This is a genomic window from Cupriavidus sp. 05L310 (genome assembly GCF_056398185.1).
Map to the genome: position 1 here is coordinate 32488 of NZ_JBFTOX010000033.1, position 26150 is coordinate 58637.

35 protein-coding genes and 1 tRNA gene are annotated in these 26150 nt (G+C 64.6%); 11 read left to right on the forward strand and 25 right to left on the reverse strand.

Annotated features, from left to right (window positions below):
• The first annotated feature begins 164 nt into the window (after positions 1-164).
• Positions 165-1412 (forward strand): Zn-dependent hydrolase, encoded by a 1248-nt coding sequence (locus AC1DS6_RS23345; protein ID WP_441634038.1) that lies wholly within the window; start codon positions 165-167, stop codon positions 1410-1412.
• A 31-nt stretch (positions 1413-1443) separates the two neighbouring features.
• On the opposite strand, the gene AC1DS6_RS23350 is transcribed toward AC1DS6_RS23345, so the two are convergent.
• Positions 1444-2283 (reverse strand): IclR family transcriptional regulator, encoded by an 840-nt coding sequence (locus AC1DS6_RS23350; protein WP_441634040.1) that lies wholly within the window; start codon positions 2281-2283, stop codon positions 1444-1446.
• A 399-nt stretch (positions 2284-2682) separates the two neighbouring features.
• Between AC1DS6_RS23350 and AC1DS6_RS23355 the strand changes: the two genes are divergently transcribed.
• The 6 genes from AC1DS6_RS23355 to AC1DS6_RS23380 all read left to right on the forward strand — a co-directional run bounded on the left by AC1DS6_RS23355 (position 2683) and on the right by AC1DS6_RS23380 (position 8349).
• Positions 2683-3381 carry a GntR family transcriptional regulator gene (locus AC1DS6_RS23355; protein WP_045241692.1) on the forward strand — a complete coding sequence of 233 codons (699 nt, stop codon included), beginning with the start codon at positions 2683-2685 and terminating at the stop codon, positions 3379-3381.
• Positions 3382-3415: 34 nt separating this feature from the next.
• A complete protein-coding gene (locus tag AC1DS6_RS23360; protein ID WP_441634042.1) occupies positions 3416-4093 on the forward strand; it encodes a DUF2848 domain-containing protein in 678 nt (225 codons plus the stop codon).
• Positions 4090-5424 carry an amidase gene (locus AC1DS6_RS23365; protein WP_477103205.1) on the forward strand — a complete coding sequence of 445 codons (1335 nt, stop codon included), beginning with the start codon at positions 4090-4092 and terminating at the stop codon, positions 5422-5424. Before AC1DS6_RS23360 ends, AC1DS6_RS23365 begins: the two co-directional genes overlap by 4 nt.
• Positions 5425-5494: 70 nt before the next feature.
• Entirely contained in the window at positions 5495-6814 is a 1320-nt protein-coding gene (locus AC1DS6_RS23370) for an MFS transporter (RefSeq protein WP_441633625.1), read from the forward strand.
• Between the two features lie 255 nt (positions 6815-7069).
• A tRNA-Leu gene (locus tag AC1DS6_RS23375) sits at positions 7070-7156 on the forward strand.
• Between the two features lie 188 nt (positions 7157-7344).
• Positions 7345-8349, forward strand: coding sequence for a tyrosine-type recombinase/integrase (locus AC1DS6_RS23380; protein ID WP_477103206.1), 1005 nt, complete (start codon positions 7345-7347; stop codon positions 8347-8349).
• On the opposite strand, the gene AC1DS6_RS23385 is transcribed toward AC1DS6_RS23380, so the two are convergent.
• Together AC1DS6_RS23385 and AC1DS6_RS23390 are read right to left on the reverse strand one after the other, a co-directional pair.
• A complete protein-coding gene (locus tag AC1DS6_RS23385) occupies positions 8346-8657 on the reverse strand; it encodes a hypothetical protein (RefSeq protein WP_477103207.1) in 312 nt (103 codons plus the stop codon). The genes AC1DS6_RS23380 and AC1DS6_RS23385 overlap by 4 nt on opposite strands.
• A 131-nt stretch (positions 8658-8788) precedes the next feature.
• Positions 8789-9304: a DUF1643 domain-containing protein gene (locus AC1DS6_RS23390; RefSeq protein ID WP_477103208.1), complete on the reverse strand. Its 516-nt coding sequence runs from the start codon at positions 9302-9304 to the stop codon at positions 8789-8791.
• Between the two features lie 29 nt (positions 9305-9333).
• Between AC1DS6_RS23390 and AC1DS6_RS23395 the strand changes: the two genes are divergently transcribed.
• On the forward strand, positions 9334-9537 hold the full coding sequence (locus AC1DS6_RS23395) for a hypothetical protein (protein ID WP_428179468.1): 204 nt from the start codon (positions 9334-9336) through the stop codon (positions 9535-9537).
• Here the strand turns inward: AC1DS6_RS23395 and AC1DS6_RS23400 are convergent.
• Together AC1DS6_RS23400 and AC1DS6_RS23405 are read right to left on the reverse strand one after the other, a co-directional pair.
• Positions 9528-10100: an ASCH domain-containing protein gene (locus AC1DS6_RS23400; RefSeq protein WP_477103209.1), complete on the reverse strand. Its 573-nt coding sequence runs from the start codon at positions 10098-10100 to the stop codon at positions 9528-9530. The genes AC1DS6_RS23395 and AC1DS6_RS23400 overlap by 10 nt on opposite strands.
• Positions 10101-10313: 213 nt before the next feature.
• Positions 10314-11270: a phage Gp37/Gp68 family protein gene (locus AC1DS6_RS23405; protein WP_477103210.1), complete on the reverse strand. Its 957-nt coding sequence runs from the start codon at positions 11268-11270 to the stop codon at positions 10314-10316.
• Between the two features lie 297 nt (positions 11271-11567).
• Here AC1DS6_RS23405 and AC1DS6_RS23410 point away from each other — a divergent pair, with 297 nt between their 5' ends.
• Positions 11568-11879: a hypothetical protein gene (locus AC1DS6_RS23410; RefSeq protein WP_477103211.1), complete on the forward strand. Its 312-nt coding sequence runs from the start codon at positions 11568-11570 to the stop codon at positions 11877-11879.
• Here the strand turns inward: AC1DS6_RS23410 and AC1DS6_RS23415 are convergent.
• A complete protein-coding gene (locus tag AC1DS6_RS23415) occupies positions 11809-12774 on the reverse strand; it encodes a DNA-methyltransferase (protein ID WP_477103212.1) in 966 nt (321 codons plus the stop codon). The genes AC1DS6_RS23410 and AC1DS6_RS23415 overlap by 71 nt on opposite strands.
• Positions 12775-12818: 44 nt before the next feature.
• On the opposite strand from AC1DS6_RS23415, the gene AC1DS6_RS23420 reads away from it, so the two are divergent.
• Positions 12819-13115, forward strand: a complete 297-nt coding sequence (locus AC1DS6_RS23420) for a hypothetical protein (protein ID WP_477103213.1) — start codon at positions 12819-12821, stop codon at positions 13113-13115.
• A 2-nt stretch (positions 13116-13117) separates the two neighbouring features.
• Here AC1DS6_RS23420 and AC1DS6_RS23425 read toward each other — a convergent pair whose 3' ends face one another.
• Genes AC1DS6_RS23425 through AC1DS6_RS23500 form a run of 16 tightly spaced genes read right to left on the reverse strand, consistent with a single transcriptional unit; the run spans position 13118 to position 23978 of the window.
• On the reverse strand, positions 13118-14914 hold the full coding sequence (locus AC1DS6_RS23425) for a DNA cytosine methyltransferase (RefSeq protein WP_477103214.1): 1797 nt from the start codon (positions 14912-14914) through the stop codon (positions 13118-13120).
• Complete coding sequence (locus AC1DS6_RS23430; protein ID WP_477103215.1) at positions 14911-16236, reverse strand: hypothetical protein; 1326 nt, start codon at positions 16234-16236, stop codon at positions 14911-14913. The genes AC1DS6_RS23425 and AC1DS6_RS23430 overlap by 4 nt, the downstream gene beginning before the upstream one ends.
• Entirely contained in the window at positions 16233-16367 is a 135-nt protein-coding gene (locus AC1DS6_RS23435) for a hypothetical protein (RefSeq protein ID WP_477103216.1), read from the reverse strand. The genes AC1DS6_RS23430 and AC1DS6_RS23435 overlap by 4 nt, the downstream gene beginning before the upstream one ends.
• Positions 16364-16981 carry a 3'-5' exonuclease gene (locus AC1DS6_RS23440; protein ID WP_477103217.1) on the reverse strand — a complete coding sequence of 206 codons (618 nt, stop codon included), beginning with the start codon at positions 16979-16981 and terminating at the stop codon, positions 16364-16366. Before AC1DS6_RS23440 ends, AC1DS6_RS23435 begins: the two co-directional genes overlap by 4 nt.
• A gap of 53 nt (positions 16982-17034) precedes the next feature.
• Positions 17035-17556 (reverse strand): hypothetical protein, encoded by a 522-nt coding sequence (locus AC1DS6_RS23445; protein ID WP_477103218.1) that lies wholly within the window; start codon positions 17554-17556, stop codon positions 17035-17037.
• A gap of 50 nt (positions 17557-17606) precedes the next feature.
• Positions 17607-17921 carry a hypothetical protein gene (locus AC1DS6_RS23450; RefSeq protein ID WP_477103219.1) on the reverse strand — a complete coding sequence of 105 codons (315 nt, stop codon included), beginning with the start codon at positions 17919-17921 and terminating at the stop codon, positions 17607-17609.
• A complete protein-coding gene (locus AC1DS6_RS23455; RefSeq protein WP_477103220.1) occupies positions 17921-18124 on the reverse strand; it encodes a helix-turn-helix transcriptional regulator in 204 nt (67 codons plus the stop codon). The genes AC1DS6_RS23450 and AC1DS6_RS23455 overlap by 1 nt, the downstream gene beginning before the upstream one ends.
• A complete protein-coding gene (locus AC1DS6_RS23460) occupies positions 18121-18303 on the reverse strand; it encodes a hypothetical protein (RefSeq protein WP_477103291.1) in 183 nt (60 codons plus the stop codon). Before AC1DS6_RS23460 ends, AC1DS6_RS23455 begins: the two co-directional genes overlap by 4 nt.
• Positions 18303-20048, reverse strand: coding sequence for an AAA family ATPase (locus tag AC1DS6_RS23465; protein WP_477103221.1), 1746 nt, complete (start codon positions 20046-20048; stop codon positions 18303-18305). Before AC1DS6_RS23465 ends, AC1DS6_RS23460 begins: the two co-directional genes overlap by 1 nt.
• Positions 20049-20054: 6 nt before the next feature.
• Positions 20055-21113, reverse strand: a complete 1059-nt coding sequence (locus AC1DS6_RS23470; protein ID WP_477103222.1) for a DNA translocase FtsK — start codon at positions 21111-21113, stop codon at positions 20055-20057.
• Positions 21055-22227 (reverse strand): hypothetical protein, encoded by a 1173-nt coding sequence (locus tag AC1DS6_RS23475; RefSeq protein ID WP_477103223.1) that lies wholly within the window; start codon positions 22225-22227, stop codon positions 21055-21057. The genes AC1DS6_RS23470 and AC1DS6_RS23475 overlap by 59 nt, the downstream gene beginning before the upstream one ends.
• Positions 22228-22262: 35 nt before the next feature.
• The gene (locus tag AC1DS6_RS23480) at positions 22263-23057 is read right to left on the reverse strand and encodes a RecB family exonuclease (protein ID WP_477103224.1); all 795 of its coding nucleotides are present in this window, start codon (positions 23055-23057) and stop codon (positions 22263-22265) included.
• A gap of 28 nt (positions 23058-23085) precedes the next feature.
• Complete coding sequence (locus tag AC1DS6_RS23485; RefSeq protein WP_477103225.1) at positions 23086-23229, reverse strand: hypothetical protein; 144 nt, start codon at positions 23227-23229, stop codon at positions 23086-23088.
• Positions 23226-23387: a hypothetical protein gene (locus AC1DS6_RS23490; RefSeq protein WP_477103226.1), complete on the reverse strand. Its 162-nt coding sequence runs from the start codon at positions 23385-23387 to the stop codon at positions 23226-23228. The genes AC1DS6_RS23485 and AC1DS6_RS23490 overlap by 4 nt, the downstream gene beginning before the upstream one ends.
• Positions 23384-23659: a hypothetical protein gene (locus AC1DS6_RS23495; RefSeq protein ID WP_477103227.1), complete on the reverse strand. Its 276-nt coding sequence runs from the start codon at positions 23657-23659 to the stop codon at positions 23384-23386. The genes AC1DS6_RS23490 and AC1DS6_RS23495 overlap by 4 nt, the downstream gene beginning before the upstream one ends.
• Before the next feature lie 13 nt (positions 23660-23672).
• Positions 23673-23978, reverse strand: a complete 306-nt coding sequence (locus AC1DS6_RS23500) for a hypothetical protein (RefSeq protein WP_477103228.1) — start codon at positions 23976-23978, stop codon at positions 23673-23675.
• 159 nt (positions 23979-24137) lie between these two features.
• Between AC1DS6_RS23500 and AC1DS6_RS23505 the strand changes: the two genes are divergently transcribed.
• Positions 24138-24332: a hypothetical protein gene (locus tag AC1DS6_RS23505; protein ID WP_477103229.1), complete on the forward strand. Its 195-nt coding sequence runs from the start codon at positions 24138-24140 to the stop codon at positions 24330-24332.
• 369 nt (positions 24333-24701) lie between these two features.
• Here the strand turns inward: AC1DS6_RS23505 and AC1DS6_RS23510 are convergent, their stop codons facing one another.
• The 3 genes from AC1DS6_RS23510 to AC1DS6_RS23520 are packed head-to-tail and all read right to left on the reverse strand — an operon-like array spanning position 24702 to position 25967.
• Positions 24702-25142: a DUF6941 family protein gene (locus tag AC1DS6_RS23510; RefSeq protein WP_477103230.1), complete on the reverse strand. Its 441-nt coding sequence runs from the start codon at positions 25140-25142 to the stop codon at positions 24702-24704.
• The gene (locus AC1DS6_RS23515) at positions 25139-25630 is read right to left on the reverse strand and encodes a helix-turn-helix domain-containing protein (protein ID WP_477103231.1); all 492 of its coding nucleotides are present in this window, start codon (positions 25628-25630) and stop codon (positions 25139-25141) included. The genes AC1DS6_RS23510 and AC1DS6_RS23515 overlap by 4 nt, the downstream gene beginning before the upstream one ends.
• Positions 25560-25967: a hypothetical protein gene (locus AC1DS6_RS23520; protein ID WP_477103232.1), complete on the reverse strand. Its 408-nt coding sequence runs from the start codon at positions 25965-25967 to the stop codon at positions 25560-25562. Before AC1DS6_RS23520 ends, AC1DS6_RS23515 begins: the two co-directional genes overlap by 71 nt.
• Positions 25968-26150: the final 183 nt, after the last annotated feature.

Sequence of the window (26150 nt, forward strand, 5' to 3'; positions counted from 1 at the left end):
TCACATGCCAGTTGCGTTTCGTGCCGCTTCCATCCTGGCCGCCGGTACAGCGCGGCCTCTCCATCGTTAGCCATGTATGAAACATGGACCAGAGGACTCGCATCGCCTATGGCCTGCTTTTTGCTGAGATCCCTGCCTGTCTCCCAACCAACCGGCTTCCCGACATGGACCAGCAATACCTTCCCCGCATCAACGCAGCACGCCTGTGGCAATCGCTGATGGACCTGGCGCAGATCGGCGCCACGCCCAAGGGCGGCGTGTGCCGCATCGCCCTGACCGAGCTGGATCGCCAGGGCCGCGACCTGGTGGTCGGCTGGTGCCGCGAAGCGGGGCTCGCCGTGCGTACCGACGAGGTCGGCAACGTGTTCGCGCGCCGCGCGGGCAGCGATCCCGATGCGCGTGCGGTGGCAACCGGCAGCCATATCGACACCCAGCCCTCCGGCGGCAAGTTCGACGGCAACTTCGGCGTGCTGGCGGGCCTGGAGGTAATGCGCACGCTCAACGACCAGGGCATCGTCACCCGCGCGCCGCTGGAACTGGCGTTCTGGACCAACGAAGAGGGCACCCGCTTTACGCCGGTGATGATGGGTTCGGGCGCCTTTGCCGGCGTGTTCGGCGCGGAGTTCATACGCGCCCAGCACGACCTGGACGGCATCAGCGTAGGCGAGGCACTGGAGCAGATCGGCTATCGCGGCGAGCAGCCCGTGGGCGAGGTGCCGGGCGGCATGTTCGCAGCCTACTTCGAGGCGCACATCGAGCAGGGGCCCGTGCTGGAAGCCGCCGGGCTGCCGATCGGCGTGGTCTCCGGCGCGCTCGGCCAGCAATGGTATGACGTGGCCGTGACCGGCATGGACGCCCACGCCGGCCCCACGCCGCTGGCGCTGCGCCACGACGCCATGCTGGCGGCGGCGCGCATGATCGACGAGGTCAATCGCATCGCCGTGGCCGAGGCGCCGCACGGGCGCGGCACGGTGGGCTATGTGCAGGTCACGCCGAACTCACGCAACGTGATTCCCGGGCGGGTGGATTTCTCGGTGGACTTCCGCAATCTGTCGCAGGCGGGGCTGGACCGTATGGACGCAGCCATGCGGACCACGTTCGCGGAGATCGCTGAACGCGGCGCGGTGAGCGTGGAGATCCGCCAGGTGGTGAAGTTCGAGCCGTGCGCGTTCGCGCCAGAATGCGTGGACAGCGTGCGCCGCGCCGCCGCCGCGCTGGGCCTGCCGCATATGGATGTGGTCAGCGGGGCGGGGCATGATGCCGTCTACGTGGCGCAGCGTGCGCCCACTGGCATGATCTTCGTGCCGTGCAAGGACGGCATCAGCCACAACGAGCTGGAAGATGCGCTGCCCGAGCATATCGAGGCCGGGGCGAACGTGCTGCTGCAAGCGATGCTGGAGCACGCGCGCTAAGGCGCGCCGCCCGCGCCGCCGCGCGTCAATCTCAGTGGGCGATCGAACGCGAGATCGCCCACGCGCATTCGATCACCATCGGCGCCAGCTTCTTCTGCGCCTCGGCCATGCTCCAGCGGCTAGCGGGCGGCGATACATGCACCGCGCCCACCGCCTGCCCCTGGCTGTTGACGATGGCCGCGCCCACGCCCATATCGCCCAGGAACAGCTCCTCGTTGTTGCAGGCATAGCCCACCCTGCGGCAAGCCACCACTGTCTCGAAGATCGCCGCCACATCGGTCAGCGTGGCCGGCGTGCGCGCCACGCGCGCCGAATTCTCCAGCATCGCCATGACCTGCTCGTCGGGCAGGGTGCTGAGATACGCGCGGCCGCTGCTGGTGCAGTACATGGGAATGCGCATGCCGACGGGCGTCAGCACCGGGATGTATTTCGACGTCATCAGCTGCGCCACGTAGACCATCTCCAGCCCGACCGGCTCGGTCAGGTTGGCGGTCTCGCCGCTGGCGTTGGCGAGCTGCGACAGGTAAGGGCTGGCGGCCTGGATCAACGCATCCGCGGACAGATAGTTGTAGCCGATCTCCATCACCTTGGGCGTCAGCCGGAAGCGCCGCGTCTGCGGGTGCTTGGCCACATAGCCCAACGTCTCCAGCGTATGCACGGTGCGTTGCGCGGAGCTCTTGGTCATGCCGGTCAGGCTGGCCAGTTCGGCCAGGGTGAGCGTGCGATGCACCGCGCTGAAGGCCCGCAGGACATCCAGGCCTTTCTCCAGCGACTGGTTGAACAGTGGGTCCGCGCGAGTGGCTTCTTCGCCGCTTTCTTCCGGGGTGGCTGGCGATCCGTTGCTGGGTTCCTGCTTGTCTTGCCGGGTCATGTTCGGGTTCCGCGTCGTCGTCGTACCGATCGTGGCGGCACCATCGCTGGGAGCCTGCACCACGATGAATGCATATTGCACCAATATACAACTGTATCGATTATCGATTCTATGGATTGCCATCAATGATATTCGGCCCGGCTTTCGTTGGGAATAGCGGCCCCGCTAAAACTGCCGGATTTCCGCCGCACGCATCTCCGGGATTTGCCGGGAACCATTGCCCGGTAAGGCTTTCCTGACGATATGAGACTGGAAGCGTGGTGGGCGATGACGCAAGAATATGACAAGGCAGCCCATGCGGGTGCCGCAGTTTTCAGTGTTTACCCGCAGCCCACACGGGTTGACGCTCAGTGAAATATCAGACTAGTATCACAACAACTTCAACACGCAGGAACCATCATGTCGAACCCGATCCGGCTGGTTGGCGGCGCTGATCACAATGCGGATCCGCCATCGCGGGCAGCGACCGGCGCCGCGATGCGCGAGCATGCCTATGCCGAGATCAAGCGGCGCATCATTTCCTGCGAGTTCCGGCCGGGCGAGCCGTTGAACGAGGCGCAGGTCGCGGCCTTGCTCGGATTGGGCCGCACGCCGGTGCATCAGGCGCTGCACCGGCTGGAAGTGGAAGGGCTGGTGTCGATCATGCCGCGCAAGGGCGTGCTGGTATCGCCGCTGTCGCTCAATGAAGTGCTCGACATGATCGAAGTGCGCGCCACCAACGAAGTGCTGTGCGCCACGCTGGCATGCGAGCGCGCCCACGAGAGCGATCTCAAGGCCATGCGCGAGATCGTCGACCGCTCTCCCGACCTGATCGCGCGGCGCGACATCGCCGGCCTCGCCGCGCTCGACCTCAAATTCCATACCGCCATGTCGGCCGCCTCGCGCAATCGCGTGCTGGCCGACCTGCTGCGCAGCCTGCATGAGAAGCAGGCGCGCTTCTGGTTTCTCTCGCTATCCGACCCGCAGCACCTGGAAAACGTCTACCAGGAGCACCGGGTGATCATCGACGCCCTCGAGCGGCGCGACGTACCGGCGGTGCGCGAGGCCATCCGCGAACACATTGACGAATTCCGGAAGAACATCATCCGGACCATCTGACCGATTTTCTCCGCAATAGATAAGGTAGTAAGCAATGCCGACACTTCACTTCCAGGTAGCCGGCGAGGGCGAACTCGTCCTCGATATCCAGCGCCTCATCATCGCCGGCTGGACTGGCCGCGACGCCGACGCCGTCAACCATCACATCCGCGAGCTCGAAGAGATCGGCGTCAAGCCGCCCACCACCGTGCCTTGCTTCTACCCGCTGGCCGCCTCGCTGCTGACCACCGACGCGCTGCTCGAAGTGCCGCGCGAGGATTCCTCCGGTGAAATCGAATTCGTGCTGCTTGCGGCCAAGGACGAGATGTACATCGGCGTAGGCTCCGACCACACCGACCGCAAGGTCGAAGCCTACGACGTCACCGTCTCCAAGCAGATGTGCGCCAAGCCCCTGGGTACCGAACTCTGGCGCTTCGCCGACGTGGCAGCGCACTGGGACCAGTTGCAGATGCGCTGCTGGCGCACTCGCAACGGTCAGCGCGAGCTCTATCAGGAAGGCCTGGTAACGCGCCTGCTCGACCCGCGCGACCTGATCCGGCGCCTGACCGGCGAAGACAAGCTGCCGGCTGGCACCGCCATGTTCTGCGGCACGCAAGCCGTGATCGGCGAACTGGGCAGCGGCGAAGCCTTCGAAGTGGAACTGCATGATCCGGTACGCAAGCGCACGCTGCGCCATGTCTATCGGGTGGAATGCCTGGCGGTGGCGCCATGAGCGCCGCGCTGCCAACCATCGCCGCGCTCGCCGCCGATCTGGCTGCCGGCCGCACCACCAGCGTTGCGCTGACCGAGCAGGCTCTGGCCCGTATCGACGCCCACCGCAACGGCGGCGGCGCCGCGTTCCTTGAAGTCGACGCCGCTGGCGCGCTCGCCGCGGCCCGCGCAGCCGACCAGGCCCGCGCCGCGGGGCTGGTGGCATCGCCGCTCGCCGGGCTGCCGATCTCCATCAAGGACCTGTTCGACGTGCAAGGACAGGTAACCCGCGCTGGCTCGAAAGCGCTGGCCGGCGCCCCCGCGAGCGCCGACGCACCCGTGGTGGCACGCCTGCGCGCTGCCGGCGCCGTGCTGATCGGGCGCACCAACATGAGCGAGTTCGCGTTCTCCGGGCTCGGCCTGAACCCGCACTACGGCACGCCGCGCACGCCCTTCGACGAAGCGCGCATCGCTGGCGGCTCCACGTCGGGTGGCGCGGTCAGCGTGGCACTCGACATGGCCGTGGCCGCGCTCGGCACAGATACCGGCGGCTCCATCCGCATCCCCAGCGCGTTCTGCGGTCTGACCGGCTTCAAGCCAACCGCAAGCCGGGTGCCGCTGGCCGGCGCCGTGCCATTGTCGACCTCGCTCGACTCGGCCGGCCCGCTGGCACGCTCGGTTGCCTGCTGCGCGGCCTTCGACGCCATCGTCAGCGGCGAAACGCTGGACAGCCGGCCAGCGCCGCTGGCAGGGTTGCGCCTGCTGGTGACGCGCGATTTCGTTTGCGACGGCCTCGACGCCGAGGTGGCGCAAGCCTTCGACGCAACGCTGGCCACGCTGTCGCGGCTCGGTGCGCGGATCATCCCGTTCGACTTCCCCGAACTCAAGCGCCTGCCGCAGATCAACGCCGGCGGCGGCCTGACCGCGGCCGAAGCGTGGCACTGGCACAAGCAACTGCTGGCCGAGCGCGGCAACGACTACGACCAGCGCGTCGCCATGCGCATCCGCCGCGGCGAACAGCTTGGCGCGGCCGACTACATCGAACTGCTGGCCGAACGCCGCGCCATGCAGGCCCGCGCCGCCGGCCTGCTGCGCGAAGCCGACTCCTGGCTGATGCCCACCGTGGCAGTACGCCCGCCGCGCCTGGACGCGCTGGAAAGCGACGAAGCCTTCTTCGCCACCAACGGCCTGGTGCTGCGCAACCCCAGCGTGCTCAATTTCCTCGACGGCTGTGCGGTATCGCTGCCGTTGCTGGCGGCAGGGCAGGGCATTGGCCTGAGCGTAGGCGGCCTGAACGGAAGCGACGCGCGCGTGCTGCAGGTAGCCGGCGCCATCGAAGCCGCGTTGCGGTAAGCAGGCAAAAAACCGAGGGCCGCGACCAAGCAGCGCGGCCCCGTCAATCAACACCCAAGGAGTACCACCGATGTCTTCCGTGATGACCGGCGCCCCTGTCGCCGTGGAGAACCCGGCCCACACCCCGGCCGAGCGCAATGAAGCCTACCGCAAGATCGCGGTACGGCTGATCCCCTTCCTCGTCTTCCTGTTCGTGCTCGCCTGGATTGACCGCGTCAACGTCGGCTTTGCCAAGCTGCAGATGCTGCAAGACCTGCAATTCAGCGAAGCCGTGTACGGCTTCGGCGCCGGCATCTTCTTCATCGGCTACTTCCTGTTTGAGGTCCCCAGCAACCTGCTGCTGGAAAAGATCGGCGCGCGCCGCACGCTCGCCCGCATCACCATCCTGTGGGGCTTCGCCTCCATGGCGATGATCTTCGTCAAGACGCCGATGCAGTTCTACGCCCTGCGATTCCTGCTGGGCGTATTCGAAGCCGGCTTCTTCCCCGGCGTCGTGCTCTACCTGACCTACTGGTTTCCGGCCCAGCGCCGCGCACGCATCAACGGCCTGTTCATGACCTCCTTCGCCATCGCTGGCGTCATCGGTGGCCCGCTGGCCGGCTTCATCATGAGCAGCATGGAAGGCGTCGACGGCCTTGCCAACTGGCAATGGCTGTTCGTCATCGAAGGCATCCCCTCCGTACTCGCCGGCATCGCCGTGCTGATGTACCTGCCCGAAAAGCCCATCGGCGCCAAATGGCTCACCGCCAGCGAACGCGACCTCGTCACCCGCGAGATCGAAGCCGAAAACCGCGACCCCGCCAAGCACTCCTCCCTGCGCGCCGCCTTCACCAACTCGCGCGTTTGGATCTGCGCCGCCATCTACTTCTGCGTGGTCAGCGGCAACGCCACCATCGCCTTCTGGTCGCCATCCATCATCAAAGAGCTAGGCGTACAAGGCAACCTGCAGATCGGCCTGGTCTCCGCCATTCCCTTCATCGCTGGCACGCTTGCCATGGTCTGGAACGGCATCCACTCCGACCGCACCGGCGAACGCCGCCTGCACTGCGCGCTGGCCACGCTGATGGCCGCTGCCGGACTGGTCCTGACCGGCATGTGGCTGCACAGCGCGGTACTGGCGCTGATTGCGCTGACCATTGCCTCCATCGGCATCCTGGCGGCTTTCCCGGTGTTCTGGTCGTTGCCCTCAGCCTTCCTGGCCGGTACCGCCGCAGCCGGCGGGATTGCCCTGATCAACTCGATCGGCAACCTGGCAGGCTTCGTTGCGCCGTACATGATCGGGTGGTTCAAGACCAGTACCGGGCAGCTCTCGGCGGGCTTGTACTTTGTCGCAGCGCTCGAGGCGGGCGCCACCGTGCTTGTGCTGGCGTTTATCAAAACCAGGCGCTGAACGGAGGCGACGGCCAGCCGGATGCCTTAGGTAGCACGAGGGGGCTGGATTCCCGCGGCGCTTTGCGCTAGAATCCGCTGCCTCGTTGCGCTGCATGCGCAAAGTGCGCCGGCAGCACGGGTAACACAAAGCCAGGCGGGCAGTTTCAGCCGCCTGTTTGCTTTTGTGCTTTGTGATCACCCCCATCGCTGCCTGGCCCGCCTGCAAATCAACGAGCACAGCGGCCTCCCGCCAGGGATGCACGCCGCAGGGACTGCGAGGGTGGCGAAATTGGTAGACGCACCAGGTTTAGGTCCTGACGCCAGCAATGGTGTAGGGGTTCGAGTCCCCTTCCTCGCACCACAGTTCCTTATTCAGCACTTTTCACCTCGCCGCACTTCACTGCACCAGACACCACCGATAGCCCGCTAAGCCAAGCCCAGTAAAGCTTTGCGGCAATTTTGTGTGTCCACCGGTCTGCACCTGCCCCCACTCGTTTTCACCTTATAATCGGCGCTCCGCCCCCAGAAATCCCCCACGGAGCCCCCACGATGGCATCGTTTCAGAAGACCGCGAAAGGCTGGCGCGTGCAGCTCGACGTAAAGGGCCAGCGCGAGAGCCGCACCTTTCCGAACAAGGCGAGTGCCCAGGAGTGGGCGGACAGGCGCCAGACCGAACTGAGATCGATCGGTTCGGGGCAGGGAAGCAAGACCTACACGGTGGGGGATGTGCTGGACGAATACCAAAGGAAGGTTAGCCCGACAAAGCGCGGCAAGCGCTGGGAGATCCTGCGGCTGGAGCTAATCGGGAAGCGGAAGGTAGCTGGAGTGCAGTTCCGGGACATCCGCCTGGCTGACCTGCAGCCGTCGCACATAGCGACGTGGCGGGACGTGCGTGTGCGGGAAGTCTCCGGCGCGTCGGTGTCCCGGGAAATGTCACTGATCTCCCACGCGCTGGAGGTGGCCCGCAAGGAATGGGGATGGCTCGTCACGGACCCGATGAAAGATGTCCGCCGGCCGCCTGACAACCCGCCGCGCGACCGCCTCATCACCCAGACCGAGATTGAGGAAATTACAGCCGCGCTTGGGTACCAGGAGGCCATGCCGGTGGTGCTGCCATCCCAGCGGGTGGCCGTAGCCTTCCTGCTGGCTATCGAGACGGCCATGCGGTCCGGGGAGATCCTGGGGCTGACGGCCGCCACGGTGAACCTGGACGTGCGCGTGGCTCATCTGCCGTTGACGAAGAACGGTGGGGCCAGAGATGTGCCGTTGACCACGCGGGCCGTGGAGTTGCTGAAGAAGCTGCCGGAGGTAAAGGCGGGGAAGCCCCTCTTTGCGCTGTCGCCGGCAAGTCGGGACGCTCTCTTCCGCAAAGCAAAGGCCAAGGTCGGCATCACCGACCTTACCTTCCACGACACCCGGCACGAGGCAATTACCCGTCTGGCGAAGAAGCTCAATGTGCTCGAGCTGTCGCGCATGACGGGGCACACGAATCTCTCCGAACTGCGAACCTACTACAACGAGACGGCAGCCGAGATCGCCAAGCGGCTCGACTAGTCCGTTTTCCGAGGCCGTCCCATGGCCTTCTCTTTGTGCGTGCGCGCCCAAGCGATGACCTCGGCGGCTTCCCACAGCGGGTTGCTTTTGCCTTCGCCGCCGGCCTTGCCGGCCGTGGCTGCCGGCAGTCGGATGGCTTTGGGGAAGTCCGGCAGGCTGACGATGCGCTCGCCGACCACGCGCGGCGACCGTTGCAGGTAGGCGCCGATCATATCCAGGTTCCATAGCTGCACCGACAGCGGAAGCGATGGCTTCACGCGTTTTGCCACTTCGTCGGCCAAGCGCTCAATCAGGTCTGCGTCGCTCACTTTTCTTCTCCAATCCGCCAAGCCTGGCGCGTCAATTCGATGATTCGTTGTGCTGCTGCTTCCACTGCTTTCCTTTTTCTACTCACCACACGGGTAAATGACATTTACCCATGTGGTTGGTGTTTGTTGGGCTACGGGGTGAAGCGCTGAGGCCGGACTTTGGCCGCGATATACAGCGGGTGTTTCGGGCTCCCATCCTGGTTCAGCCCGAGGTGATGGAGTAGGGTGCCGCGCCCGCACAACCGGATAATGCGAAGCACCTCGGCCGCCCGCGCGGGAGCGGCCTTGTGCGCGCCCCAGGCGCAGATCACCAGCGAGCAGCGATCCAGAGCGCCCATGATCGCGCCGTCGTTCCGGTCAGCACGGTCGCCGAGCGGCGCCGGGTGGGCCACCAGGCCGTCCGGATCGGTCGAGCGCAGCGGGAACAGGTTCGCCACCTCCAGCCGGCCATAGCGGCCGGCTAGCGCGCGCTGCAGGCAGCGGGTGATCGTCGGGTCGTTGACCTGGTGATCAGCGGTAGACGGGTTGAGCATGATGAAACCCAGGGCCGCCTGGGTGCGATCCCACTCACGCCAGAGGCGATAGCGGTATTGCTCGCAGTCGGAAAGGATGCAGCCGGCTTCGCCATCGATGGTCAGGTGCTTCATGCTACGATCCTCCAAAACAGGGGGCCACCATGGGCATTGAGAGCTACAAGGACTACACAGTTCGTGGCTTTGCGAAGCAACTGGCTGATGGTTCGTTCGAAGCCTTTGGCACCGTGCAAAGGGACCATCTCGTTCTGGAGGCGTCTGAGCCTCTGGGCTCCTATGCAACGTTCGATTTTGCCGTCGCGGCAGGCATCGCATGGGCGAAAGCGTGGATCGAGGATCAAGGCTGAACCCTCCGGAACTCCACCACCCACACCCAAGGATTGGTTTCCCAAGCGCCAGCGCCGTTGATGCTGTCCCAGAGGCTCCGGTAGGAATCGATCGGGTTCGTGCACATCTGGCAGCTCGGATTGCTGTAGTCCGTCCAGCCATCCAGTTCCGGTGCGATGCCTTCTGCGATCGCATCTGCCTCGCCGCAGTCGTTCAGTCGTTCGACGCGCACGGCGGTGACCTCCAGCAGGATCCGCGACAGCGCGCGCGGCATGTGGATGCTCGGCTTCCAGGTGATGGCCTCGGCCGACGGCAAGTTCTCGTACCTGCCAAGCACGTTGTCCGGATAGTCGGCTCGGTAGAACGTCGGGCCCGGGTCCAAAGGGACCGGCTGCGCCCAGGTCTCGCGCACGTACAGGCGGTCGCCGGGTTTTCCGTAGGGACAGAGCGTCAGATCGCCGCTGGCCTCGATGAAGTGGTAGCGGTGACGCTCGCTCATCACCCGCCGCGTCTGCGTCTTCCGGCTGTCGAGGATGGCGCATACCATGGCGCCGCTGAAGAGGATGGGGCGTTCTTTGGTCATGCTAGGATTTCGTCAAACATTGGGAGAAGGCTGTGCTCGGCGACGCAATTTCTGGAAAACTAAAGGATGAGGAACGCGCTGAACGAGCAGTGCGAGCCGCGGAGATTTCCGCTGCTGCCGCGAGAAACTCCGCCAAATGGGCCGGATGGGCAGTCGTTATCTCGATTGCCGCCCTTGTCGTTGCCGCGTGGCCACACGTATTCCGGTAGGAACTCATAGAGCCGACTCCGGGAATCCATCGTGCCGCACGCCGTCGAGCAGGCGGCCGGCGGCCTTCTTGCCGACGCGGTCCATTGCCGCAATGGGGTAGGGCTGGCTGGCGCTGTAGTGGACGAAGGTGTATCCACGCTCGGCCGCCTCGACCTGTGCCATCGTGCGGTTGTTCGGCGCGTGCTCACCCCATTGCTTAAATAAGAACGGGACCCCGGCCGCGGCGCACTGATCGCGCAGGCTGGCGGCCCAGTCCGGATGCATCGGTCGTGCGCTGGCGCCGCTCTCGCCGCCGACGATCACCCAGTCGATACCTTGAGGCCTGCCGCTCGCGTGACCGTGCCGGTTGATGTGTTGCGGGAAGCCGAACGCGCGAGCCGGCAGGCGCAGGTCCACCGGCCCCAGTAGCGGCTCCATGCTGAGAAACCGCACGCGCGCCGGCACGGCCAGCAACTTCGGGATGTCACGGTCGGCTTCCTCCTGGTTGCAGATCGTGGCGCCGAGCCAGACATTGGGCATGTAGTTGTCGCGCCAGCCCTCTCTGCCGTGGGTGAGCGCGCGCATGGCCTGTTCCAGCATCTCGGCGGCGTTGCCAATGCGCTTCGTCAGAAGCAGCCAATCCAGGTTGGGCGTATCGACGATCATCCGGAGCAGGTCAAAGCGCCACTGCGCGCTGACGGCGTTGTCGAACACGTCGGCCAAGCTGGCGCAGAAAACGCGGCGGCGGCGGCCGTGCGCCGCGTAGAACTCTTCGTGCTGGGCGTTCCAGCGCAGCGGCAGCTTCCAGTTGCCCGCAGACGTGCGGTGCCGTTCTTCCTTAGCGCCCCAGCTCACACCCAGCGCGCGCGCCGGTGTCGACACCTCGGCATAGCAGTGGTCGCATGCGGGCGACACCTTGGTGCAGCCGATCCATGGGTTGAAGGTGGCATCGGTCCATTCGATATTTGTGTTTTCGCTCATGTTTCCTTCATCTCCGTTTCTTCGATGCCGTCACGACGTGGGTGCGTTGCAACATTTCTTTACATCTCGCCGCGTGATTTTTTGGTGATCGTTACTACCCTTAACCCTATTGCGATCGACAGCTGAAGGAGCCACGCAATGAGTTGGCGTGAAATTGCGGCCATCACCTCCGGCTGGGTTGTTGTCTGCCTGTTTGCAGGGTGGGCGCTTGCAATTGCGGCGGACACGATCCGATAGCCCCGCCTTGCGCATGCCAGTTGCCTAAAGGTTTGCTTGCCGGTCGCCGATAAGGCGACCATGACAAAATTATTCGACAAGAAGCTCGAAGAGGAACTGGGTACCGGTGCTGCCGTCGAGATTGCCGGCATTGCCTCGGAACTCAACGGGTTCATCGCGGCAAGCAACGCCATCCGCGTGGCGAAGGGGCAGCCAACGCTCGAGCAGCAGATGGCCGAGTTGAAGGCTGACGAAGAGAGCGCGATCGAGGCTGGCCATGCCAAGCCGGAAGACTTCGATTGGGAGCCGGGGCTGACTGGGGTCACGCTGTCTCCAATTGAAGCCCAGCCTGACGCGTCCGCGCCGCCTGAAGGGCAATGTAATCCGGATTGAGTTCGGCACCGAGCCATCGGCGGCCCAGGCGCTGCGCCACGCTGGCCACCGTGCCCGAGCCCATGAATGGGTCGAAGACGATGTCGCCCGAGCGGCTGCCGGCAAGCACGCAGGGCTCGACCAGCGCCTCGGGGAACGTGGCGAAGTGCGCCTCGCTGTAGGACTGTGTTGGGATGGTCCAGACGCTGCGCCGGTTGCGCGTGTCGACCAGGTCAGTCACCGCAGCGCTGAACGAGGCGTTCTGCTTAGCGCGTGGCTTGGCGACCTTGTCGTAGCCGCGGCCGAAGCCGACACCCGTACCGGGATACCGCCCCTTCAGCGCCCGGTGGCCGCCGGCGGACGTGTCCCAGCCGCTCGGGATCTCGGCCTTCGGATTTACGCCAGCGCCGCGCGCGTGGGCGCCACCGGCGACCGGCTCCTGCATGGCGGCGAAGTCGTAGAAATAGCGCTCGCTCTTCGTCATCAGGAACACGTACTCGTGGGCCTTCGTGCAGCGGTCGCGCAGCGTCTCAGGCATCGGGTTCGGCTTGTTCCAGATGATGTCCTGACGCAGCCACCAGCCGGCGTCCTGTAGGGCGAACGCGAGCCGCCACGGCTGACCCATGAGGTCCTTCGGCTTCAGGCCATTGGACCGGCTTCCGGCATAGCTGTCACCCATGTTCAACCAGAGCGTGCCGTCGTCGGCAAGCAACTCGCGGCACAGGTCGAATACCTCGACCATATTGGCCAGAAACTCGCGCAGCGTCGGCTCCAGCCCGAGCTGGCCGGCCACGCCATAGTCGCGCAGGCCCCAATACGGCGGACTGGTGACGATGCATTGCACGCGCACGCCGGCAGCAATCAGGTCGCGCATCACGGCGCGGCAGTCGCCTTGGTAGCAGTGGTTGGTCAGCATGCTAGGATCCCTTCTGCCATCCCGACATCTGCAAGGAGACAACCATGGTTCTGGCATTCTTTCCGTCCATTCACAGCGAGCATGTAGGTGAAGCCGACGGGATATCTTTCACCGCCACCGTAAAGAGTGAGGGAAACACGTGGAACTACCGGGGAATGGCTGCCGGTACTGCGCTCGCGATGCTGGGCGGAAACCGCGATTTCATGGAGATATTTTCCGAGAATCGGTTGAAGTTTGCGGCGCAACTTGGGCATGCGTGGCGTGCTCAGCCGGAGACGACCTTGTACGTGATTGACTCGACAAACGTTCATGAAGGCGGTGGTTTTGTGAACAACGGGTAGCATCACGCTGCCTCCCCCTGCTGTGCCACCGACAACGCCACTGCCACCGGCCGCACCCACACCGGCGTGGCCGACAGCATGAACGTCTCGCCGGTTTCGGCCAGCAGCAGGGTGGTGCCCATCACCTCCGCGATTGCGCGCGCGGCGTCCGGCGGCACAGCGTTGCCGATGCGCTCGCGCCAGGCCTGATCGCTCAGGCCGTCCAACTCCAGGTATTCCTCCGGCTCGATCAGCGACTGCAGCGCTGCCAGCTCTAGCGTGGTGAAAGGGCGGTGCCAGGTGCCGTCCAGCGCGCGGATGACGGCGATCAGCTTGTCGTTCGCCGCGGGCAGGCGCGGATCAGCGACCGACCAGCGGCCGTTGTCGTGGCCAGCAGCTGCCGACACGGCGCCACTCGACTGATCCCATGCCACGACGCCGTAGTGCCCGCCAGTCAGATAGTGATCGCCTCGCTCGCGTCGCATGCCCGGGCGCGGGTCCGCAACGGCATACGCCCCCTGGCCGGTGTCGCTGCGCGCGATGACCGTGCCCGCCGGCTCGTCGAAGCCGGTGACGCGGTACTTGCCCGCGCCCTCGAAGCCGGTCGACGCGCGTGGGTCCTGCACACACTGCCCGGTACCGTGCGCGCTGGTGACAGCACCGGCGGCCTGGTCCCACGGAACGATTCGGAACTCGTTGTAGTGCTTGGCCGGGCCGGCGTGGCGCGGATCGGCGACGGTGTAGTAGCCCTGGCCGGGCATCTGCTGCGCGGCGATGGTGTTTGCATGCTGGTCCCACGGCAGCACGCCGTAAGCATGGCCATCGTTCCATTTCGCGCTTTTGGCGAAGCGCGGGTCGGCGATAGAGAAAGCGCCATTGGTCGGCAGCGACTCGCCGGCCACGGTGCCCGCTGGATCCTTCCAGTCGATGACGCCAAGGTGCCCGGACCTGCGTTCCGGCAGGATCAGGTAATCCCGCAGGTGCCCGTTCTCCACCGCCAGCTTGTTCAGGCTGCGCCAGTCACTACCGGCCTCGACAAACGCCAGCCGCACCCAGGTCTTCCACTGCAGCGACGGCACGCGGTGCATCGGCCCGCCGGCCAGATCGCCCGGCAGCGGCATGCGACCTAGCACCGTTCCGACACCCTGCAGGCGTCGCAGCTCAGGCTCGTACAGGAACGCCGGGACCTTCTCCATGTGCCGGGCCACCAGCAGGAAGCGCTTGCGGCTCTGGGCCAGCCCGCCGAGCTCTCCACAGTCGTGCGTGGTCTCGTTCACGGCATAGCCGTAGTGCTGCAGGATCTGCTTGATCTGGTCGAGCAGGTGCCGGCCGCGCGTGGCCAGTCGCGGCACGTTCTCGAAGACGATCAGTTCGACGGGGTCGTCCTTCCAAGCCTCGCACATCAGCCAGACACAGCGCAGCGTCAGCTCGTTCAACGCCTGGTACTTTGGCGTGCGGCTGAGAGCTTCGGACAACAGGCCGGACGCGCCCTTGCACGGCGACGAGATGAACACGCAGTGCGGGTGCTCGTTGTTGGCGGCGCGCCGGATGTCGGCAGCCGTGGCCTCGCGCCAGCCCGCCGGCGGTTCCTTGCCGTGGAAGGCGGTGTACATGGCCCGCGTGAACAGGTCCATGACGGTGCAGGGCACGCCCACGAGCTGCTCGAAGTCGCGCGCGGCGGCCGGGTCGACGTCGATGCCGCCCAAGCAGCGCCAGGTGGCGATCATGTTGCCCACCTGGGAGGCTGCTTTCTTGAAGCCCTTGGCGCCGCCGCCCAGGCCGGAGCACATGCCGAAGGTGGTGTATTCGCGGCGGATCATGCGCGCACTCCTTTGGCGGTTTTGCGCGGCAGGTGCTGCATATCCACCGTAGGCTGTGCCAGCGCGTCGATCTGCTCGCACGGCCACATGCGGTCGGTGTCGCGATCGCAGATGCGCGACGCCTCGTCGAACGTGTACTTGCCGGCCTCGTTGAGACGGGTAACGTAGCCGCTGCGATTCTTTCCCCACCACATCACGCAGTTGCCGACGAACTGGCGTGTGTCCTGGACGTAGAACATCGGCACGGCGGCTGCCGGGTGAGCGGGAAGAGGCGAGTGCTTTGGCTTCGCGGCCTGTTTCGCGCGGATCTGCTCGACCCTCGTCCAGATGCGCTCCAGCTCGATCTCGCCCGCGGCATGCATATCAATGTCCTGCGCCAGGCACAGCGCGGCGAGCGTCACCATCACGCCGCCAATTTCCTGATGCTTGTCCCCGACCGGCCGCCCATAAACGTAGTCCACCAACTGGTGCGCCTCGCTGGCCGTGGCGCCGCAGGCTTGCACCAGTTCCAAGGCTTCCTCGAGGAAGCGGTGGTTGCGCTCCTGGGTGTCGGCGGCAATCTCTGCGCCGAAGCAGGCAAGCATCCACGGCTGCACGCGCTGCTGAAACGACACCGGCTCTCTGCTCTGGCTGGCTACCTGCTGCGACGATGGGGCGGCCGGATATGTCTGGCCATCACCGGTCTGCAATTCCCCGGTTTCGATATGCCGGCGGACGTCGGCCATGGCGCGCTCGATCGCTTCCAATCCTTGAATGTTGGCGAACGTGAACAGGATGATGGTTTCGCCATCATCGGCAACGCGCATACCGTTTCGTGTCGATCCAAGCATCCCGTTGCCATTCCGACCGAACCACAACGCCGGCAATCCATCGTGGATCGCGTCTCCCACGTCAACTTTGCCGTAACCCATCGCGATGGTTTCGAAATGCGGCGCATGCGATGCGGCGGGCGCGGCGAGTAGCGTGCGCCTTGCCTGCCATCCAAGCCAGCGATTCTGGACCCACTCGATGTATTTCCCATCAACGTCGCGACGCAGGCAGAACTCGATGAACCCCTGACGTTGGCCTTCGGCAAGCTGCCATGAAGAAATCCACGCTTCGAAGGTTGTGCGCTCATCCGTCAGCCCATCCCCCACTGCGGGTAGCGAGGTGGCGGCGCTCGCGTTATACGCCATGGCGGCATCCCATGCATCGCGCATCAGGCGTTGCTCGAAATCATCGATGTCGCCGGCGCGACGCAGTACCGTCTGGAATACTCGGTCCGCCGTTCGCCGCTCAGCGGCGGTCAGTGCCTCGCGCGTGTCTTTGTTCTGTTCGCTCATTGCTCGGATTCCTTGTTCTGTTCAAGAGAGCGGTTCATCCATGCCGCCTGGAGGATCACTGCGACGATACCGAGGGCGGTGAAGATCAGGCCGGCTGCGGCGACGATGATCAATGCCGTGTGGCAGTTCATGCCGCCGTGGCGAGATGCCGCTTGATGCCGTAGTACACGGTGCGGCAGGCGGCCAGGTCGATGGCGGCGTTGTGCGCGCCTACCAAGTCGTTACCGGTGAAGTGCCGGAAGGCCTCGCCGAGATTCGGCGACTTGGGCGTGCGGCGACCGGCGGCCAGCATCTTCTCGGTCGGCGGCAGGTTGATGATCTTGGTGCTCTTCGACTGCGTGCAGAAGGCGGGGGCGGTCTTCCACTCATCGTGGATCGGCGCGTCATGGGTCATCAGACGCATCATCTCGATGCGCACCATCCGCATGTCGAACGACTCGTTGTGGGCGATGCGCAGCTCTGCCTTGCGCCACATGCTGAGAAGGAGCGGCATCGCCTTCTCGATAGGCACGCCGAAGCGCTGGGCCTTCTCGTTGGTGATGCCGGTCAGCGCTTCAAGATCTTTGGGGATGGTCCAGCCGTCGGGCCGGATCAGCAGGTCCATGAAGGCCAGCGTGGTGCCGGTGTCTTCGTCGTGCAGCTCGGCCGCGATCTGCGTGATATGCGGCTGGCTTGGGTCTTCGCTGGGCAGGCTCCATTGCGGCAGGCCGGAGGTCTCGGTGTCGTAGAAGAGGATGGGCGTCATGATGTCGTTCCTGTGGGGGTAGTGGCGGGGGGTGCTTCGACCTGGGCGGCTCGTTAGTGAAATGAGACGGCGCCGTTCTGTGCGGCCATGTCGAAGGCCTTGCGCCATTCGGCGTATTTCTCGCGGAAGTACTCCGACTCGTGCGCATCGGCGCGCGCCTGGAAATTGGCGAAGTCCTTGGCGAGCTTGGCGCTCACCACCGGGCCGATGGTGCCTTCGCAGTCCGAGAAATTGATCAGCTCGTAGAAGGGGCCAGCGCCGGCCTTCCAGGCGCCTGCATCGTGGCGTTGCTCGACCGTGCCGAAGGATTCATAGCCCACGGCAGGGTAGCCGGCCAGCTTCGCAAGGTCCTCGCGCCAGCGGTTGTATCTGCTGTACGCGCCACAGCCGAAGCCGTCGCATTCCTCTGCGCTATAGACGGTGCCGGCTTCGATGCCCTCCATGCGCCCCGGGAAATCGGGGTTCTCGCGGAACATGCGCTCGCCGTCGTCGTCGTGCTCTGGCTGGCCGTCGGCGTCCAGTTCCGGGTTCTCCACCTTCGTTAACCCGCGATATACAGTGATGTCCAGTCCCACAATTTCTCCTTTGCGCCGGGTCTCGGCTTGTTGATTGGTAGGCCGCTGTCTTAGCGCCGTACGGTCATGCAAAGCGCCTCAAAGCGGCGCAGGCCGGCTTCCCAGCCGCGCAGCTCGCCGCGGCCGACGATGCGTTCGGGGCGGGGCTCGCTGCTGCCCGGGGCGGCGACGAAGAACACGCGGGTGGTGCCATCGACGCCGCTGCGGATCAGCTCGTTCGCATGCAAGTCGTCGAGCACCTCGCGCGCCTCGGCGTTGCTGCGCTTGAAGTTGTTCGCGATCTGCGTCGGCGTGAAGCGCTGGCCGGCCCGTTCCTGCAGATATGTCAGCACCGCCTTGCGGGTGAATTTCATGGCGCGCGGCATCAGTGGTCTCCACGAGTGGCTTTGATCTGCGCGTCGATCCACGCCTGAACCTCTTCCTCGATCCAGCCGCTGGCGCGGCCGAGCTTGATCGGTGAAGGAAACTTCTTCTCCCTGATCCGCTCGTGGATGGCGCCCTCGCTCAGGCCGACAAGGGTGCGGACCTCCGGCATCCGGATGATTCGGCGTTGCGGTGTCGCGCTCACGAGAAGTGCCTCCCATGCAGTTCGTCCAGCTTGTCGACCTGGTCGCCGCTGAGCTTCGTCACCTCGCCGGCGTGCATGCGTGTCGCGAGCGAGCGCACGAAGCTGGTTTCCCAGTCGTTCAGATCTTTGGTGCCCAGCAGCCCTTCCAGACGCTGGATCATCACGGTGGTGCTGACCATCACGCTGCCTCCCGCACGGTGCCCACCTCGTGATCCGCGATCCAGAACGAGGTGATCGACTCGGGCAGCGCGCCCGGGGGCGACTTGAGGCTCATGAAGATCAGCGCGGTGTCGATCGCGTCGGCGGCGGCCAGGTCGTCGAGCCAATACAGCAGGCGATCGCGCTCGGGTCCGATCAGCACGTCCGCACGGTCCAGCACCAGCAGGCGCAAGCCGGTGAGGCGCGAGATGGCTTCGGCGATCATCGCGTCGGCGCGCCAGCGCTCGGACTCGGACAGCAGGGCATAGGGCCGGCCGCCGTCGGCGGTGATGGTCATGTCCGCCTCGATGCCAATGCGCATCCATTCGGATTCGTTCGCGGCGGCCGACAGGCGCTCGTTGATGGGGTCCAGCGCTTCGGAAAGCAGGTCGGCGGGGATGCCGCTGGGGCCAAGAGCTTCCGCGAGCGCATCCCATGCGGCCACGTCGGCGTGGTGCTGGGCCGCCTTCTTGGTGATCTCGCCGGCTTGGGCTGCGGTGCGCTGCGTACCGCGTGCCGCGTCCAGATCCTTGCTGAACTGCGCGATGCCGGCCTGGATGGCGTCCAGCCGGCTCACGATGGCGTGGCGCTCTACTTCGTCGGCGCTGTCGGTGGCCTCGGCTTCCGCTTGCTCTTGCAGCAGGCGCAGCTGCTTCGCCGCAGTGTCGGCAGCGTCGCGCTCGGTGGTACGGCTCTTCAGCGCGTTTTCCAGCACGGTCAGGCTGCGCTCGTATTCGGGCAGGCGGCCGGCCGCTTCCGGGTCGATCTTCGTCGACTCGTATTTGGCGAGCTGGCCGGCCAGGAAGAGCAGGGCGGCGCCGCAGTCCGGGCAGGCGCAGGGCATGCCCACCACCTTGCCACCGGCGGCAGCGCGCAGCGCCTCTACCTTCGGCAGGAAGTCATCGCGCTCGACCATCGCGCGCATAGCGCTGTCTTGCGCCTTGGGCAGCAGCTCGGCCTTGGCGCGCAGGTCCGCGATCTGGCTGGCGCGCTGCGCGCGCTGCCGCGCCGCTGCGTTGATCTCACCCAGCTGGCGCTGCAGCTCGCCGGCCTCGGTGGACAGGATCCGGATGGTCTCTTCCGACTCGGCGATCAGGCTGGCCAGTTCTTCGGGGTCCTCGGCGCAGGCGGGCAGCGGCGCCACCCAGTCCGCGGCCTTCACGCTGCCATAGGTGTCGCCGGTCAGCTCGCGCCAGGCAATCTTCGCCGCGGTGGCCTTGCCGCCGGCTTCCTTGGCAGCAGCATCGAACCCGGCGCGCACCAGCGGCAGGACGGCTTCGATTTTCTTGGCGTTACAGCCGCGCGCCACCAGGCGTTCGCGCACCTGGTCGGTACCGATCTTGAGGCCCATCAGGTCGAACAGAAAGGCGCGGCGCGCCTTCACGTCTAGGCTGGCAAAGCGCTGGGCGTCGAGCAGGTATTTCACGCGCTCGTCCGCTGGAACACCCTTCGAGATCTTCCCCGACGGCAGCGCGATGCTGTTCGATTGCGGGCCAACGGATACCACTATCGAGCCGGACTCGGTTCCATCGCGCAGCAGCTTGCTGTATTCCTTCTTCAGGCCGACGCGCACGGTCTCCTCGGTGAGTGCCATGCGGACGGCCTCTTGAATGCTGGACTTGCCCGCGCCGTTGGGGCCGCAGATCAGCGAGACCGGCGTGGCTGGGATGATGTCGGCTGCCCGGATGCCGAGGAAGTTGCGGGCGTGGATGGCAGTGATGCGCATGGCGAGTTACTCCGTTTCCTCGGTCGTCTTCAGCACGTTGCGGTGGCCTTCGAGGTCCAGCGTGCTCACGACGCCATCGGCTTCCATCTGTTCGATCAGGCGGGCGGCGCGGTTGTAGCCGATCTTGAAGTGGCGCTGGATGAGGGAGATGCTCACCTTCTGCTTTTCCACCACGAAGGCCACGACCTTGTCGTAAAGCGGATCGGCGCCGGCCTGCTCTTCGTGCCAGCGCTTCCAGCCTTTGACCCACGCGATGCAGAGCGCGCCGGCGAACTTCGGGCAGTCAGATTCGGGCTTGCCTTCGCTGGCAGCCTGGTGGCCGGCCTCGTGCGCGGCTTCGAGTTCTTCCTGCAGGGGCTGCTGCTCGATCGCCAGCGGCGTTTCGGTGAATTCGGCATCGACGATGTTGTCGTCGTCCGTCGGGCCGTTGCCGTCGGGCATGCCGTCGCCATCACCGTCGGTGTATTCCTTGCCGAGGTCGAAGGCGCGCTGGTCGGATTCGCCGCGAACTTCCTCCATGCCGGCAGTGAAGCCTTCGTCGCCGCTCAGGACCAACATCACGGCTTGCCCCTCCGCATCAACCAGACCATGTAGATTTGGTGCGGACTTACCGATCTTGATAGTGGCCTGCGCGCCTCCCTTAAAAGTCACCTTGTCCAGGTCGCCCACCACCACGGTGCGGCCCTGGCTGGCGATCAGGTGCACGGCCATCTTCACGGACGTGTCAACGCGATTGCGCAGGCGATCAAGGATGTCGTCCTGCTTCTTCTGCGACAGCTTCACCCAGGTGTCGGGCAGCATCTTCAGTTCCAACACGAGAGCGGACAGCAGATCCTTGCCCAGCGTTCCGGCGGTCATGTTCAGGGTGTTCTTGAATTCAGGGGAATGGCTCATTTCTGTGTCCTGTCGGGTGTTGGGGTGGGCTACTCGCTGCACCGCGAACCTGATACGCCAGGGCTGGCGCACCTGGCAGTCATCGTCGGCATCCGCTTTCGCCCGTGATCGTTCAGTCCGCGTTGATCGGCGCGCGTGCGCGGCGGGCGGGCTGCGCAGCTGCCGGCTCATCGGGCGGCGCCAGTTCGCGCATGCGGCGCGCCGCCACCGAGTTCAGCGTCGCCTTGGCCTTCTCATCCGGGATCTGCTTGATGAGGCTGCGCGCGTAGTCCAGGTCGTCGATGGTCTTTGCCGTCAACAGTTCGCGGTTCACGTCCTGGAACGAGAGGGCGGGCTCGCCGTCGGCGGTACCGGACTCACCATCCTGTTGGTTGCCATCCGGCGGCAGTTCGTCGCTGGCCGGCTGGCCCGCAGTGCTCACTTCCTGTTTTTCGTTCTCGGTTGAGGAGCTGGCGGCAGGTTCGGAAGCGCGTTTGACCACCTCGGCGGGCTGGGCCGGCTGGGCGCGCGAGCTGCCACGCAGCTCATCGACCGAGGCGCTGGCCACCGTGTACGAGCCGTCCGGGTTGAGGTCGATGATGTCCTGCGCTTCCTCGACGGATTGCAGGCCCATCAGCAGCTCGGGCGCGTAGAGCTTCCCGAAGAAGCTGGCGGTGCGGTAGCGCAGCATGACCTCGTCCATGGTCTGCCACTTGCTGCCGTTCTTGGTGTACCAGCCTTCCTTGACGGCCATCTCGATGGTGACCGGCGGCGATTCCAGGCGCTCTTTGGTCTCGCGTTCCACCGCCCAGGCAATGGCCACCTTGTCGATGATCTCGACCTTCTTCGTGACGATGCTGCGGTTGCCGTTCTCCCACACGGTCTCGACGCGTTCGACGACCTTCTTGCCCAGCACCTTGATGTCGAAGCGCAGCGGCGAGAAGCGGCCGCAGCCGTTCACCGCGGCGATGATCCACTGCGACGACCAGGACGGGCGGCCCTCGACGATATAGAGGTTCTGCATCACCATTAGCGGGTCGGCGCCCATGCGCTGCGCCATGTTGAGCGCCACAACGCTGTTCGCCAGTGCGTTTGGGTTCTCGCGTGATTCCTTCACGTTGCCGAACTTGTCGAGCTTCTCAATGACCTTGCGGTAGGCCGCAGGCACCAGGGTGGACGAGGACAGCAGGTTGGCAGCGCGCTGCATCAGTTCGAAGGATTGCGACGAGCCGAAGCCCATGGTGATGATCGGCGCGGGTTCGCGCACGGCGGGCGCGCGCATTTGTTCGAGGGTGGCGGTGTTCATGGTGGTGGTCTCGCTCAGGATTCAGGAATCGGGGATCAGGACTTGTAGGGGCAGGTGGCATGCCGCGGGCAGTACTTCGGCGAGCACAGGACGGATTTGGCGTTGCCGTAGAAGGCGCCGGAATGGATCAGGCGCGAGGCGTGCTGCAGCAGGCCGGGCCGCTCTTCGGTGCCCAGTAGCGCGGCGCGCGGCGATTCGATCTCACCCACGCCAACTCGCTGCGCCGCCGCAGTCTTGCCGGTGTTCAGGCCTACGATCTGCGCCGGCGCGGTGATGGGAATGCCCACGGCGTGTTCCGCGAGTAGCTCGTAGACGCCAAGCTGCGGGCCGTGGCCGGCAGTGACCGCGATGCCGTCGGCGCTCACGGCGCGCCCGCCGGACTTCAGGTCCGAGATGCCGGCGCCGGCGGCGGTGGTGCGCACGCGGTCGGTTGTGCCGGTCAGCGCGATGCCCAACTCGGGGATCTCCAGGCGCTCGCACGCCACCTCGACGCCGATGTAATGTTGGCTCGGCGCGATCTCCGCGCAGTAGCGCGCATGCAGGGCCAGCCCGATGCGCTCTGCGTCGGCGGGATTGGTGTCTTCCCAGTCCACCTCGGCGTTCTTGTCGCGCAGCGTGGAGACCAGCGCGCCGGCGGCGTCATCAGCCGTGATCGGCTGGCCGTCCAGTTCGGCCTGGTCGAAGGCGGCCGTGCCGGCATGGATTGACGTGCCAAGGTGAGCGGCCGGGCCGGAAGGCATGCGCATGCCCAGGAGGTGCTTGGCCTCCCAGCGCGCCGGGCAATCAAACAACTCGGCCAGCGAGCTGGCGCGGATGGTGACGATGTTCATGGTCTTGTTTTCCGTTGATGTGAGAGCGTTACAGCGCGCCGGCGCGGATAGCGACGGTCAGGTACCAGATCAAGCCAGTCGCCAGGCCGAAGCCGATGGCGCCGGCCCATTGCTGGGCACGCGAGCATTGAGCTGCGCGAAGCAGATCGTTCGATGCCGGGTCGTAGGTCATGTCAGCTTCCGGTGGGCCGTGGGCTTGATGGGGCTCGGTTTGGCCTGGGCCGCGTCGTAGATACAGAACAGGGCGGCCATGGCCACGGTGGTGCCGACCCAGAGGGCGATCAGCTGAGCCACCGGGTGGCGCGCGAGTTTGCGCAGACCGGAGTTCATGCGACTAACCCCGTACCGTTGAACAGCAGGTGGTTCGGGGTTGCCTGGCGCATCACGCGAGCCTCGACGGCGCGTTCGCGGTCCATCTCGATGCTGGCGCGCGCCATGGCGACCAGCTCGTCGTGCAGATCCGGGTAGTGCCCGAGCTGGACGATGTCGTGGTCTTCGCGGGTCATACCCGAGTAGTCGAAGCACTCGATCTGCAGGAATTTCGCCAGCGCGTCGGCCCGGTCTTGCGGGGACAGGTGGCTGAGGATTTCGGCGGGGGTCATGGCCAGGTCCCGCTCAGGCAGCCAGCAGCTCGGCGGCGAGCTTGGCGGTGTCGATGACGCGGTTGGCCTGGGCGGCGGCGCGGGCCTCGGCCGCGGCGTGCATGCGCTTCGCCTCGGTAACCAGGTCGCGCGCCTCAGCGTGGTCGATCTTGGAAATGCCGTTGTGCGGCATGAAGGAATAGAACTGCTCGCTGCGCACCAGGACATAGGCGTCCGGCGCACCCGGCGTCGGGATCTTGGCGATAACCGTCAGGCCGGCCAGGAACCCCACCTTGACCTGTTGACCCACTTCCCACGACTGCTTGGCTTGCTTGCGCATCTCTGTCTCCGGCGAACCGCTGCGAACTTCAGCGGCATGAACGAAGTTTAGAACGCTAATCTGCAAAAGTAAAGAAAACTAAACCTAAAAGTTTAGTGTCCTACTCTAGTGGGTGCGAGGAGGCGTTTCGAGCCGGCGAGGCGCGAGCGAGGCGGCGACGTGATACGCCAGTTCGAGCAGTTGGCGCTGGACGACGAGACCGAGCTACCGATCGACGACGCGATCGCCGGCCTGGCGATGCTGCTGGCCGACCCGGCTATTCAAGGGAAGGAGAGGGTATTGCTGATGGAGGTGGGGGCGACGCTCTACCGCCTGGGCCTAAACGAACGGGTGAGGGCGGCGCTGCGCCTGTAACCCGGCCCCAGACAACAAAAAGCCCGCTGGTGGCGGGCTGGGATTTGACGACCGGCTCTTAGTGCCGATGAATCAGGTGGTCAAACCAAGTCTGGACGGCACGCTGTTGTGTCGAAAGCAGGGTCGGATTGTGCTCACGGAGCACCCAGACAACGATCGCGCACAGAGCCAATCCGATGAGCAGGACGACTAGCGAGGCAACCATAGCGGCCTCCTATTGGGTGGCTATACAACCAGTGTAGATCGATTCTGCAGGGCACTACGGAAGTTACGTCGGGCGAAGGACGCAAAAAAAGCCGCCTGGAGGAGGCGGCTAGAGTAGTTTGCAGCGGCATGGAAAGGAAAGCCGCTGCGTGCGGGCGTAAGGATCTAGCTGCTCGCAGCCGTGACCCCTTTGTGTACCCAAAGCGTGAGGCTTGAATATTCAATGTCGTCGTCATCAAATTTGCAGAAGACTTTGAGCTTCCCTTCTTTCGGCAAGACAACCCCCTGCAACTGAAAGACGCAAGGCAGGACGAGGGCAACCCCGTCAGGACGCTTGTTCGCGAGGATCGTCTCCTTCGACGGCGCTTCAACTGACGATTCGAACAATGTCTCGTCATTGAACACTAATTTGACTGTCGCCGAACTAAAAATCCTATCCAGAGGCGTGATCAGCTTTGCGTAAAAAGCAAATTGACCAAGTTGGATAGGGAAATCGCCTACAACCATGTCGTTGAAATACGTGCCTACAATCAACAACTTGCCACTTGCTTCGGTCCTGATGTCGTCGCAAAAAAGGACTTCGATGCGACGTTGTACGGAGTTCATCCAGCAATCTCCTCTGTGGAACACAAGGCACCAAGAATGGTGTTGGCGTCAACCCCAAGGGCTTCAGAAAGGCGGCGGATAGTCGTTGCGCGTAGATCGCTGTTTCGGCCGGACTCAATCTTCCCAATGTACGGCTGGCTCACTCCAAGCGCCTCGGCCAATTGTGCTTGTGACAGGCCACGTGCCATGCGAAGTGCTGCAATCGTCGGCCGCCCCTCGCCTTCCTGAATGTGATTCGATAGACGAATTCGAGCTCTCTCGATGGCAATTCGCTTTCGCTCATCCTTGGCTGCGTCCGTGGCTATTCCACTAATTGAGCGACCAGCGCTACGAGGATTCTGCTTTTGCTCGTTGACGTGCGTGCCCAGACGAACGTGAACCGTAGCCAGGAATACAACCTCTGTGCTCGGCCGGCCCTCAGAAGGTAGGCAGGCCAAGATGTTCGTAGTCAGCGATGACTCGTTGAACGGTAGGGTGATTGCTGTCATATGCGAAGTTCCGGTCGATGATTGCGAGAGCATGGTAGCTTTCGTATCTCGGATCGTAGGCGTAGAGAATTCGGTAGGGGACTAGCGCCCCGCCTTCGTCCCAGATTTTCAGGCGCAAGAGATTCAAGCCTTGGCGCCAGAACTCTTCGAAATGGTCTACGTCAAAAGCGGGGTCCTCAGTGCGGCGGAATCCTCGTCGAAATAGGCGCTCAACCTCTGGTGCACCATTTTCCAGTTCCTCAAGCAGCACAATGATTGTGGCGGCCGCGTCCTCGTCTTGATCCCAGAGTGCATCAAGGTCGCGCTCGGCACCTGTTTCAACGATGAATAGCGGCATTATAACCAGTTGGGTATATTCGGCAAGAGGCTTTCCTCCTTGACCGTGTGCTGCAGCACAAACTGCGTGGCTGGACGCTAGATTTTGCCAGCCTTCCAGGGAACGAATACCCCCAACGAGGGGGAGGGCGGACAGATGGTCACATCAGATCGCTACCTGAAGCGCGCATTTGCAGCGATTCAA